The following is an 11,099-nucleotide window of genomic DNA, read 5'->3' on the forward strand; positions in this document are numbered from 1 at the left end:
TTACTGAGATAAAAATGATATAACCCCTTTCAAATCGTGAATGACCTGAAAGAAGGGTTCATTGGTTTTTGGGTTTGAACTTTCCCCGGTTTTAGAGAAAGACCCCGAGCGATTAATTAAAAAAGGAAAAATTCCCACAGACCTCGCCCCCTCAATATCCTCTTCAGGGCTATCCCCAACATGGAGGGCGCACTCGGGTTCTACTTGATGTTTCGATAATGCCACCTGAAAAATCTTGGAATTCGGCTTTGCCGCCCCCACTTCACTGGAAATGGTGATAGAATCGAAAAAGGAATCAATATCCAGAGCTCTGCACACGTCATAAATTCTAGAATCAAAGTTTGAAATAATTCCCAGGTGGTACCCTTTGTCTTTGAGAATTCTCAAAACCCCCCGAGTTTCAGAAAAAAGAACCCAACCAGAGTTTCCCCGAAACCGTTCAAAAAGTTCATCAAAAAAGGAATTAAATCGAGGAAAAACCATTCCATTCAAAGCGCGGATCACAAGGTTTTTCCACCATTCTTTTTCCCGATGATGAATCAAATTTTTCTTTAATCCAGGAAAGGCCATGGGAGGAGAAGACCGGAACGCTTTTTTAAATTCAGTTTCTAAAACTTCGGGAGATAATTTAATTTCATACTTTCGGGCAACCTCTGAATAAATCTGTCCCACAGAACCTTTCACATGAAAAAGGGTTCCGGCACCGTCAAAAAAAAGAGTAGACACTTTTTTTTGGGAATCGGACAGGATCTTTTTGTTTTTCAAATCTGGACCACCGATGCAATTCATGCCATAATGTTAGTGGACTTTACCCTATGGAGGCAAGTAGGAAAATTGGCCATACTCTATTTGGTCAGACATGGACAAACGGATTGGAACCGCCAAAGAAGGATAATGGGAAGACATCCTGTCCCGCTTAACGAGACCGGTTCCCAGCAGGTTCAACGCCTTGCTTTATCCCTAAAATCCTGGCCTATTGAAAAAATGGTTTCCAGTCCCATGCTTCGGACGGTGGAATCTGCCAAAATTATTTCCGAAGCGTTAGGTCTTCCATTTGAGGAAGATGAGGGGCTCTGTGAGATCAGCGTCGGGGAATGGGAAGGAAAATATTGGGATCAAATGGATTCAGACCCGGTCGTAAAAGCATTTGAAACCACCCCTTCGATAACACGGCCCCCCGGAGGGGAAACCCTCACAGAAGTTCAAAACAGAGCGGTCAAATCTATTTGGCGGATAATCCAGGAGGCGGGTATTTCAAACCTGTTACTGGTCTCCCATGCGGATACCATTCGGGCGATTTTGGCTCATTTTATCCAAATGGATCTAGACCCCTCCCGGCGATTTCAAATCGACAATGCCTCGCTTTCCGTCATCAAAATAAATCCTATTAAAAGCCGGTTAATCCTAATGAACTACCTTGCAGATCCTGAACGGATTCAGGGACCGCAGGATTAATACCCTCATATTTTGGCCATGACCCCTTGGTTCACCTCATTGGCCTTCTTTTTTCCCACCAAAAGCTCAACAAGGGTAAAAGCAAACTCCATGGCGGTTCCCGGGGCGCGACTGGTAACCAGGTTTCCATCAATGACCACCCTATTTTCTGAGTAAGAACTCTCTGTCAGAGAATTTTTCACTGTGGGGTGGCTGGTTATTTTTTTTCCGGTTATCATTCCGGCCGCAGAAAGAACCGTGGGAGCGGCACAAATGGCTGAGGTATACTTTCCCGAATTTTGCATTTCTTTTAAAAGCTGAAGGACCCGTGGGTCTTTCTTTAAATGCTCTGTTCCACCTGCACCACCCGGTAAAATAATCATTTCAAAATCAGCCGCTTTTACCCGATCGATGGACCCATCCGGAATAACCTTAATTCCGCATCTTCCTTCTATCGCACCTTCCACAATACCTGCAACCATGACCTCTACCCCCGCCCTCCTGAGAATATCAATCACGGTAATAGCTTCAATCTCCTCAAATCCTGGGGCCAAAGGAACCACCACCCGTTTCATTTTAAAACCTCTCCTCCTACTTTAAGTTTACAAGCAACTCTATTGATTTTTAAAAATAAAATATTTTTTTTGAATCAGTACTCGGTAATTGGTTTGTTTATTCAGGACTTATCCCAATAAAGAGAGAGTATAAAATAAAAAAATTTTAAAGGAAACCTGTTTTATTCAAAAGGGGAAAGAGACTCTAAATAAAAGCTTTAATGGGTATGGCCCCCATGTCGTTGACCTTCTTCATGGGTATGCTCAGGGGAGGTTTCAATATCGTGGTGGGCCTCCTGCTCAATTAAAGTATGAGGATGAAAATGAACCTTTCCTTCATGAATATGGGAATGTTCGTGGGTGGCAATCAAAGGAACCCCCTCCAAAGCGACACGGGTAACGGACAATTTCCTCAAAAAATCATAAAATAGGATCAGACAAAATACCGTCGCGGCAAATAAGACAATGGTTGCACCGGAAGCGGCATCAAAGTAAAAACTCAGATACATCCCGGACACCGCCGTGAATGATCCAATCCCCGTGGAAAGGAGAACCATCTTGTTAAAGCTATCCGTTAACATTCTAGCCGTAATGGCGGGAATCACAATGGCTGCGGCAATCATGGTTACTCCAATGACCCGCATCGAAGCGATTATGGATGCTGCAAGAATAAGCGAAAACCAGGTGTCCACCCATTCAGTGGGAACGCCATACACCTTTGCGGACTCTTTATCAAAGGTGGTAAACAGAAGTTGTTTGAACATCCCCCCCAGGACCAGGAAACACATCAAACCAACGCCGGCGATGACAAATAGATCCTCCGAAGTCACTCCCAGAATATTTCCAAACAGCGCGGCTTCAAAATCACGTGTAAAACGGCCTGCCTTACTGATAAGGGCAACACCAATGGCAAAGCTGGCCGTGGTAACCACTCCGATTGCTGCATCAGCTCCAATCTTATTCCGCTTTACAACCTGATTAATGAGGAGTGCAGCCAAAAAGCCCCAAAGGCCTGCCCCAATATAAAAATTTACGTTAATCACATACCCGATTACTGCGCCTCCAAAAGCGGCGTGGGAAAGCCCATGGCCGATATAGCTCATTCCCCTCAGTACAATATAAACCCCGATTAAACCGCAGATCGCTCCCACCATGGGGGCAGCAATTAATCCGTTTCGGAAGAATTCATATTTTAAGGGTTCCAGCAAAAATTCCATTTTTAATCAAAATCAACAGTGGGGGTTTTGTGGGTATGGCTCCCGGTTTTTAAGGAAAGGGGTGTGGTATTGGCCATCAGGGTAAAGCCCCCATGTTTAATCACCACCATTTCCGCGTTATAGGTTTTTTTCAAAATTTCCGAGGTAAATATCTGATCGGGGTCTCCTTGTGCCACAACGCCTTGGTTAAAACAAATGACCCAAGGAAGGTGAGCCGCCACGGCATTGAGGTCATGGGTTGTAATCAGAATCGTCACCCCGTCCTTATTGAGTTCCCCCAAAAGGTGAAGAACATCATGTTGTGTACTGACATCCACGCCAGCCGTGGGTTCATCTAAAATCAAAAGTGGCGGTTTGCTAATGAGTGCCCGGGCTAAAAATACACGCTGCTGTTGTCCCCCGGAAAGATTTCTAATATGCCGTTGGCCGCACTCCCCTATACCAAGACGTTCAAGTAAACCTTGAACTTTAGCCTTCTCTTTCCGGCTTGCCCAGGGAAGATAACTCATTTCCCTAAATGCTCCCATGAGAACCACCTGTTCAACGGTTACGGGAAAATTCCAATCCACGGACTCCAGTTGAGGAACATAGCCCACACGCAAGGCGCCTCTGCCATTAACCTTTTTTCCAGCTACTAAAACAGATCCCTCAACCGGTTGAACCACCCCTAAAATGACTTTTAAAAGAGTGGTTTTCCCCGACCCGGTGGGTCCCACCACGCCAGCGAATTGTCCCGCTGGCAATTGAAGGTTGAGATTTCGAAAAACCACTTTTTGTTCATAGGCACAGGACACACCTTTTAAGTCAACCACGTATTCCATAAATTTTTAAACCAATCCCTTCCCCGTGGTAGTAGTTGTTAATTTCCCGTGTTTCACCCCGCGGGTCCCGATCAACCGATCTGCAATTTTTCGCAATTCACCACTTTTTCCTTTCACGATCAAAACCTCAAGACAATTGTGCTCATCCAGATGCACATGCATGCCTGATTTAATCTGCTTATGGTATTGGTGTTGTAGGTCTGTTAAAGTATCCACCAATTCTCGAACATCATGGGCATAAACAATTGAAACGGTTCCAACAGTTTCCCTGTTCTCATCCCACTCCTGCTCCACCAAATGATCACGAATCAAATCCCGGATGGCTTCAGAGCGGTTTACATAGTTTTTTTTCTCAATCCATTTATCAAAATCATCCAACAGATGATGATCCAGAGACACGCCAAAACGAACGGTTTTCTTCATAATAACATCCTCTCCCAGTAGTACCTTTTAACTATTCATTCACCGTTAGTGCTACCTATAAAATATAAAGTAACACACCGGTTTAAACGTGTCAACCTGCTGGAATACAAATGAAGCTCCCCCCTCCCTTAATCCCTCCCCCCTTGATGGGGGGAGGGGAGGCGGGGGGTGGCAATGGTTTCGGGGAGACTCTCCTGAGATTAGTCGAAGGGCCTGTCCTGAACGGAGTGACAGGACACGCTATGACAGATTCACTGCATCCCCCGCCCCAAGCGGCGGTGAATTTCATTAAAAAGCCACGGAGGGACATCCCTCCGTGGCTTTCAAACACCCAATGGACTGATTAATTCACATTTTTAGCGTCCACGCCCTTCAAAGCGGAGGGGTCTCCCCCCAAGGCTCTAACCATTGTTCCAATATTTCCAAGCATCATCCCAATATAGGAATGGTTTGGGTCATCCATGGTTCCGGGAAGATCATCATCAGAAAGGGTATCAATAAACTTTACCCCACCCTCTTTTCCAATTTGATCCAACACCTTGCTTGGAAAAACCTCTGAACCAAAAATGGCGGGGATTTTTTCGTTTCTGATTTGATCGATCAATCTGGCCACTTCACGGGGGGAAGGCTGAGAAAAGCTGGAAGGCTGAATGGCCCCAATCACCGTACACCCATAACGGGGGCAAAAATAGGCGAAAGAATCATGATAGGTTAGAAGTTTCCGGTTTCCTTCTGGGATCGTTTTCATGGCTTCCATTATGGCTTGGTCCAATCTTTCCAACTTTGCAAGAAACCTCCTCGTATTGGCCTCGTAATCGGCTCTATGAGGAACGTCCATTTCAATCAATTTATCCCGGGTCAGTTTAGCGTATTTCATTGCATGGGCCACATTAAGCCACAAATGAGGGTTAGGCGCACCATCCTCTTCAGGAAAACTGAAATCAAACACCCATTCCTTCCGGATAATGGTCTGATCCCCCAACTTTAGAATTTGGGCACTCTTTTTCTTGGAAGAATTCATCAATTTTTCTGTAGGAATCTCTAAATGGAGACCATTCATGATTAGAAGGTCGGCTTCCGCCAGGTACTTCACATCGGAAGGGGCAGGTTCAAACGTATGGGAGTTGGTTCCCTCAGGAACGATTCCATGTAAATCAATTAGTTCCCCCCCCACATTGTAAACGATATTGGTAATCGGAGAGACAGTGGTTACAACCTTTAACCTCTGACCCGCCCCCCATGCTTGAATTGAAGAAAAAACAAGGAGGGTTGCAAAGGTAAGGGTTAAAAAAATTTTCATTTTCTATCTCCTTTAAAAATTAACTTGTGTCCGAAAACCCCAAATAAAAACCGGATCAACTGACCTGTCTCCCCCTGGATTGGCAATTATCTGGATATCCGGAGAAATTTGAATTTCGGGACGTCGGCCATCTCCAAATGGAACCATACGGTAATACAGCTCCCCATAATGCTCCACATCATTAAACCCGGTTGCCAGTTCATACGGGCCGGATGGGAAAGAGGCTCCATAAGCCACCCCTAATTCATCATCAGGCCGCCCAATCATTTCACCTGAAAATCCTGCTCCCCCGCTAACGGCAAATTCAAATTGGGAAACATCCGGGTCTTGGTACCCAAACCGGGACCAAACCCCAATCCCTCCAGAGACCTGTTGGTCCAGGCTGAAACCAAACCCTGTGTTTTGATCCTGTCTTTTATTCTGATCGGCGGGAAGGATTAAGGTACAATCCGAAAAAATCGACAAATCGCTTGCACTATTGCAATGATCGGTTAACCTCCCCCACCCATATAAACGCACATTTCCATCCCGCCCCCCCGTTTGGGTCTGGATGGACAGTTGCCCGATGAGAAAGGGATTATCAAAAAAATCCTTATAATTACCATCCCCCTCAAAAAAACCCACTAAAACACCAACCCTTTCAGAAGAATTCAGACCCAAAACCACACCGGGGCCAAGGAAATTTTCATCTCCCCCCCATTCTATGGCGGTGTTGTTAACAAATTGTTGTGCCAAAAACTGATCCCTCTCCGAATTAGCGTAGTGATTTGAATCAAAATAAGAAGTTAGGTCCATTTGCCCAAAAGCAATTAGAATCGCCTCATCCAGTAAACGGTGCTCATAACGGGCCTCCACCAAATGAAGGGTAGTCAAGCCCTCAATATCGGCATTGGGACCGGAAGGGTTGCCATTGGGGTTAACCAAGAGGGGGGGAAGATTCCCTAACCCATCCGCAGGGGCCCAATCCAAACGAAATAAAACGTTACTCTCTTCACCAAACCCATATTCAAGAATCAGATCGGCTGATATGGACGCTTCCGAATGATCACCACCGAATCTTTCTTTATTATTCAAACTCCCTTGCAAAATGGCCGTCAGCCCCCCGCTAATCGTGGCTCCATATAAACTCCGAACAGGATGAAGACGATGACCATCCTCATCAGTCACCTCAATTTTTTCCTGCTCCAACTCTTTTAACCTCTCCTTGATTTCCTTCAGTTCCTTTTCAACCTCGCTTTCCCCTTGGGCCAAAATCCCTTGTGGATAAAAGAAAAGGAAAAACAAAAGGAAAACCAAAAATCCTCTAAATATTTTTTCCCTCCTCATTTCCCTCCTTACGCTCCTTTCAAGAAGTGCTACAAAAAATTTTTTATTTATCTTTTCGTGTTACTTTTATTAAAAAAATAGCATTAAAAATTCCCCATGTCAAGGAGGTAACCATTTTATTTTTTTACCCATATTCCACTAACATACAACCAACTGATTTTATTGTAGCTTTAAGCCTTGGAGAAAACCAGAATATCTGATATATTCAGAGAATTTGGTGAAAAGGAGGGGTACAAATGAGAATATTCAGTTTCTTTTTTATGACGATTGGCCTGATCTTTATCCACCCAGCGGTCTCAAATGCGCAGAAAAACCCCGGAATTTTGGTATGGGGTCATTTCACCCAGGACCAGCAGGAAAATGGGATCCCTTTGGGCTGGAGTGTTAAACGGTGGACTGGGGGTTATGACATTTTTGTCCTTCGGGACCCCGATGGTAACGATGTTCTTCGCCTGAAAAGCGAAAAAAATAGCTTCGGGTTATATAAAAAGGCCCCAATCGACCTTAAACAATATCCGATTTTGACGTGGCGTTGGAAGGTAACTCAATTGCCCGAGGGAGGGGATGTCCGCTCTAAAAAAACCGATGACCAAGCCGCCCAGGTCTATGTGGTTTTTCCTCGATTTCCTGCGGCGATTAATAGCCGGATGGTGGGGTATATTTGGGAAAATTTAACCCCTAAGGGTTTGGAGGTCCCAAGCCAAAAATCTTCGAACACCCGTTATATCGTTCTTCAAAGCGGGCCCGACCTTTTAGGAACCTGGCAAACAGAGCGGCGAAATGTTTATGATGACTATATTAAATTATTCGGAGAAGAACCCACCGATGCAGGGGGGGTTACACTGATGATTGATTCAGATGATACCAAAACATCTGCGGAAAGTTTTTTTGATCAGATTCAATTTGAAAAACCCTGAAGAAAGACATGAGAAAATTTTTAAATAGGGGTCAATTTTTCCTTGAAATGAAGAAGGGGTTATGTTAAAAAGAGAGCGTTTTGCCTGAATTTTAAATTCCATGAAAAAACGCTATCTTCATAAAATCACGAAAAGTGCCACCGCTACTCCTCTAAGCAGGGTGGGGAATAAAATCCGTCGATTTTTTCTCTGCCTCACCCAAAAAGATTATATCCTGGAACAAGAGAAGCAGCGGGCGGGTGAATGCGTCAGTTGTGGAAAATGCTGTATGCTTCCCTTTCGGTGTCCGTTTCTCATCGGAGATGAAGATCATTTTCGCTGTGGCATATATAACGAACGTCCAGGCCAATGCCGGGCTTTTCCGATTGATGAACGGGATTTAAAGGATGTGAACTATCAGTGCGGATATTTTTTCGTAACGCCAGAGCCTCAACCCATGAAATTTGAATCTCCCCTCCTTCAAATTCGGATCAAAAACGAGAGTCCTTCCTATTACGCAGAAACAAGAAGCTAGAAACGCTTCCCCTAACCCGTAGGTCCATACCGTTTTAGAAAATCTTCATAGCGGCGAACTTCAGCCGTATTCCCAACGATGAGCGGAACCCGTTGATGTAATTCTTCGGGTTCAACTTCCAAAATTCTTTTTCGGCCGGTTGAAGCGGCTCCTCCTGCCTGCTCCGCAATAAAGGCAATGGGAGCAGCTTCAAAAAGCAACCGAAGTTTCCCTTTAGGAAGTTTGGGATCTTTATGATCTGCTGGATATAAAAAGATTCCCCCATACAAAAGGTTTCGATGAAAATCTGAAACAAGGGAACCCACATATCGAGAGGAAAAAGGACGTCCTGTCGTTGGATCCTTTTCCTTCAGGTATTGAATATACCTCTGTGTTCCATGGTCCCAATAAACAAAATTTCCCTCATTTACACTATAAATCTTGCAGGTCTTGGGAATCAGAATGCTGTCATGGGAGAGAATAAATTCCCCAACGGTAGGGTCCAAAGTAAACCCAAAAACCCCCTGACCGGTGGAATAGACTAAAACAGTGGAAGAACCATAGATAACATACCCCGCACCCAACTGATTATCACCTTTTTGAAGACAATCCCTCTCCACCCCTGCCTTTCCGGAGCTAATCCGCCGATGAATTGAAAAAATGGTGCCGATACTCACGTTTGCATCAATATTGGAGGAGCCATCCAAAGGATCCAGGTTCATGGCATAATTCCCAATTAAATATTCATCATGAACCTCAATAATCTTTTCATGCTCCTCAGAGGCAATGGCACAAACCTTTCCCCCTTGCTTTAATATGTTGATAAAGAGTTCATTGGCAAACCGATCCAGCTTTTGAACCAACTCTCCCTGGACATTAATATCTCCCGTACTTCCTAAAATATTTACAAGGCCCGCCCGGTTCACCTCCTTTGAAATGATTTTTGCCGCTAGCGCAACATCATATAAGAGACCTGAAAATCCACCAGATGCTTCCGGGAACTTACGTTGCTGGTCCAAAATATGCCGCTCAATGGTTGTGATCTTCATATAATTTCTCCTTCAAATAGGAAAACTGGGCAGTTGCTTTAGAACATATTTCCTGATTTCCTTAGGGTGGGGGAGAGATTTTAATACTTCTCCATCCTGAATCATAGACTCCAGTAGGTTTTCAAAAACTCCCCCGCAGGAACAGCTCTTTTTTCCCTTTTGGGTTTTTTTGGGGATTGGCCTAATCTCATCGCGGTGACATTTTCTGCAGCGAAGCACCTGTTTTCCTCCTCCCATTTTCCCACGCTTACAAAATGGTGTTCCCTCAATTTCTATTATATCCATGGAAAAATCTACCACGGGGGCATTGCTGATTGCTGTTCCAATTCCGTAAGCATCCACATAGGGGTTTAGATCTGAAATGCTTGCTTCATCAATTCCCCCACTCACAAAAAGCTTTATATCTTTAAACCCCCTTAGATCCAACTCCCACCGTACTTCTTCCAAAATTCGGGGAAAGTCCCCTCGTCGAGATCCTGGAGTATCCAAACGAACCCCAAACAAATCTTTCCCTAAAGCCTCCGCCACCCGTATGGTTTCAAATTTCTCATCCGCCAAGGTGTCGATTAAGGCAACTCTTTTTATTTTTTTATCAATGACTTCATGAAAGGCCTCCACCGCTTTCACCGTATCTCCAAAAATAAGAATCAGGGAATGAGGCATGGTTCCTGAGGGTTCGAGCCCAAGCAATTCTGCACTGCGGACCACTGCCACCCCATCGCATCCCCCCATAAAGGCGTTACGTTCAATCATGGGTGCAAGACCCGGGTGCATCCTTCTGGCGCCAAAGCTGATTATGGGGCGATGATTGACCAATTTTCTAAATCGCGCCGCTTGAGTGCAAATTCCAGAAGCCTGGCAGATTAACCCCAAAAGAGCCGTTTCATAAAGGACAAACTGTGAATACATCCCCTCAATGGTCATGACGGGTTGGTAAGGCCGGAAAAAGGTCCCTTCCCTCATGGTTTCAAGGTGTATCCTCATGCCTTTGCAAAGGGAAACCGCCTCTTCAATTCCCGCCAGGACGCCCCACTCCCAATTTCCGGGGAGAGATTTGGCTATAAATTCAGCTTTAACCCATTTGTCTACTTTCTTAGCCCTCAGGATTTCAAGGGTTCGAAGGAAATAAACATCGGTCACCTTTCCCTCTTTAATCTCTTTTTCACTGGCTATATGAAACAATGACTTCTCCATGAGAAGGTTCTCTTTTTACTCCCTTCTTTCAAAACTGATATTTCTCACACCACATGGACCCCCAGCACATCCTTCATTTGTAGGAGGGAAAACCGATGGGTTTGGGGGGATAATCCCGCCACACAATTTTTCTTGACCGTGACATCATACCCCCTTAGAACAGCATCCGAGGCTGTGTAAAGGATACAAATATTGGTCACACACCCTGTAAATCTCAAATTTTTTATTTTCAATTTTCGCAATAGGGCATCAAGGCGGGTCTTGTAAAAGCCGGAATAGGTGCTTTTCCGAATAATATAATCCCCTTTATGAGGTTTTAATTCCTTTACTATTTCAGCACCCCGGGTCCCCTTTACCGCATGGGCAGGCCA

General features: G+C 44.7%; 13 protein-coding genes. 3 read left to right on the top strand and 10 right to left on the bottom strand.

Translation table 11 applies throughout. The features are described from left to right. Positions 1 to 765, bottom strand: coding sequence for an HAD-IA family hydrolase (locus VGB26_13935; GenBank protein HEX9758878.1), 765 nt, complete (start codon positions 763 to 765; stop codon positions 1 to 3). On the opposite strand from VGB26_13935, the gene VGB26_13940 reads away from it, so the two are divergent. Then, entirely contained in the window at positions 733 to 1,455 is a 723-nt protein-coding gene (locus VGB26_13940) for a histidine phosphatase family protein (protein HEX9758879.1), read from the top strand. The two genes, VGB26_13935 and VGB26_13940, sit on opposite strands and share 33 nt — an antisense overlap. A gap of 5 nt (positions 1,456 to 1,460) precedes the next feature. Here the strand turns inward: VGB26_13940 and VGB26_13945 are convergent, their stop codons facing one another. The 6 genes from VGB26_13945 to VGB26_13970 all read right to left on the bottom strand — a co-directional run bounded on the left by VGB26_13945 (position 1,461) and on the right by VGB26_13970 (position 7,075). Beyond that, positions 1,461 to 2,009: a DJ-1 family glyoxalase III gene (locus tag VGB26_13945; protein HEX9758880.1), complete on the bottom strand. Its 549-nt coding sequence runs from the start codon at positions 2,007 to 2,009 to the stop codon at positions 1,461 to 1,463. A gap of 197 nt (positions 2,010 to 2,206) precedes the next feature. After that, on the bottom strand, positions 2,207 to 3,205 hold the full coding sequence (locus VGB26_13950) for a metal ABC transporter permease (protein ID HEX9758881.1): 999 nt from the start codon (positions 3,203 to 3,205) through the stop codon (positions 2,207 to 2,209). Positions 3,206 to 3,207: 2 nt separating this feature from the next. Beyond that, positions 3,208 to 4,026 (bottom strand): metal ABC transporter ATP-binding protein, encoded by an 819-nt coding sequence (locus VGB26_13955; protein HEX9758882.1) that lies wholly within the window; start codon positions 4,024 to 4,026, stop codon positions 3,208 to 3,210. 6 nt (positions 4,027 to 4,032) lie between these two features. Beyond that, positions 4,033 to 4,449, bottom strand: coding sequence for a nickel-responsive transcriptional regulator NikR (gene nikR / locus VGB26_13960; protein HEX9758883.1), 417 nt, complete (start codon positions 4,447 to 4,449; stop codon positions 4,033 to 4,035). A 343-nt stretch (positions 4,450 to 4,792) separates the two neighbouring features. Further along, on the bottom strand, positions 4,793 to 5,749 hold the full coding sequence (locus VGB26_13965; protein ID HEX9758884.1) for a metal ABC transporter substrate-binding protein: 957 nt from the start codon (positions 5,747 to 5,749) through the stop codon (positions 4,793 to 4,795). A gap of 12 nt (positions 5,750 to 5,761) precedes the next feature. Continuing rightward, a complete protein-coding gene (locus VGB26_13970) occupies positions 5,762 to 7,075 on the bottom strand; it encodes a carbohydrate porin (GenBank protein HEX9758885.1) in 1,314 nt (437 codons plus the stop codon). Between the two features lie 236 nt (positions 7,076 to 7,311). Here VGB26_13970 and VGB26_13975 point away from each other — a divergent pair, with 236 nt between their 5' ends. Both VGB26_13975 and VGB26_13980 read left to right on the top strand, forming a co-directional pair. Then, the gene (locus VGB26_13975; protein ID HEX9758886.1) at positions 7,312 to 7,992 is read left to right on the top strand and encodes a DUF3047 domain-containing protein; all 681 of its coding nucleotides are present in this window, start codon (positions 7,312 to 7,314) and stop codon (positions 7,990 to 7,992) included. A gap of 100 nt (positions 7,993 to 8,092) precedes the next feature. Beyond that, on the top strand, positions 8,093 to 8,506 hold the full coding sequence (locus VGB26_13980) for a YkgJ family cysteine cluster protein (protein ID HEX9758887.1): 414 nt from the start codon (positions 8,093 to 8,095) through the stop codon (positions 8,504 to 8,506). Between the two features lie 11 nt (positions 8,507 to 8,517). Here the strand turns inward: VGB26_13980 and fbp are convergent, their stop codons facing one another. The 3 genes from fbp to VGB26_13995 form a co-directional block, all read right to left on the bottom strand. Continuing rightward, positions 8,518 to 9,534: a class 1 fructose-bisphosphatase gene (gene fbp / locus VGB26_13985; GenBank protein HEX9758888.1), complete on the bottom strand. Its 1,017-nt coding sequence runs from the start codon at positions 9,532 to 9,534 to the stop codon at positions 8,518 to 8,520. 12 nt (positions 9,535 to 9,546) lie between these two features. Then, entirely contained in the window at positions 9,547 to 10,728 is a 1,182-nt protein-coding gene (locus VGB26_13990) for a nicotinate phosphoribosyltransferase (GenBank protein ID HEX9758889.1), read from the bottom strand. A 44-nt stretch (positions 10,729 to 10,772) separates the two neighbouring features. Next, positions 10,773 to 11,099: isochorismatase family cysteine hydrolase (locus tag VGB26_13995; protein ID HEX9758890.1), on the bottom strand; the 327-nt coding region annotated here is incomplete at its 5' end.

The sequence above is a fragment of the Nitrospiria bacterium genome, assembly GCA_036397255.1.
Classification (GTDB): Bacteria; Nitrospirota; Nitrospiria; order DASWJH01; family DASWJH01; genus DASWJH01.

What these genes read in the sequence shown, in the direction of transcription:
- VGB26_13980 (HEX9758887.1), top strand. Translation starts at nt 8,093, where the DNA reads ATGAAAAAACGCTATCTTCATAAAATCACGAAAAGTGCCACCGCTACT.
- VGB26_13965 (HEX9758884.1), bottom strand. Translation starts at nt 5,749, where the DNA reads ATGAAAATTTTTTTAACCCTTACCTTTGCAACCCTCCTTGTTTTTTCT.
- VGB26_13990 (HEX9758889.1), bottom strand. Translation starts at nt 10,728, where the DNA reads ATGGAGAAGTCATTGTTTCATATAGCCAGTGAAAAAGAGATTAAAGAG.
- fbp (HEX9758888.1), bottom strand. Translation starts at nt 9,534, where the DNA reads ATGAAGATCACAACCATTGAGCGGCATATTTTGGACCAGCAACGTAAG.
- VGB26_13945 (HEX9758880.1), bottom strand. Translation starts at nt 2,009, where the DNA reads ATGAAACGGGTGGTGGTTCCTTTGGCCCCAGGATTTGAGGAGATTGAA.
- VGB26_13950 (HEX9758881.1), bottom strand. Translation starts at nt 3,205, where the DNA reads ATGGAATTTTTGCTGGAACCCTTAAAATATGAATTCTTCCGAAACGGA.
- VGB26_13970 (HEX9758885.1), bottom strand. Translation starts at nt 7,075, where the DNA reads ATGAGGAGGGAAAAAATATTTAGAGGATTTTTGGTTTTCCTTTTGTTT.
- VGB26_13975 (HEX9758886.1), top strand. Translation starts at nt 7,312, where the DNA reads ATGAGAATATTCAGTTTCTTTTTTATGACGATTGGCCTGATCTTTATC.
- VGB26_13955 (HEX9758882.1), bottom strand. Translation starts at nt 4,026, where the DNA reads ATGGAATACGTGGTTGACTTAAAAGGTGTGTCCTGTGCCTATGAACAA.
- nikR (HEX9758883.1), bottom strand. Translation starts at nt 4,449, where the DNA reads ATGAAGAAAACCGTTCGTTTTGGCGTGTCTCTGGATCATCATCTGTTG.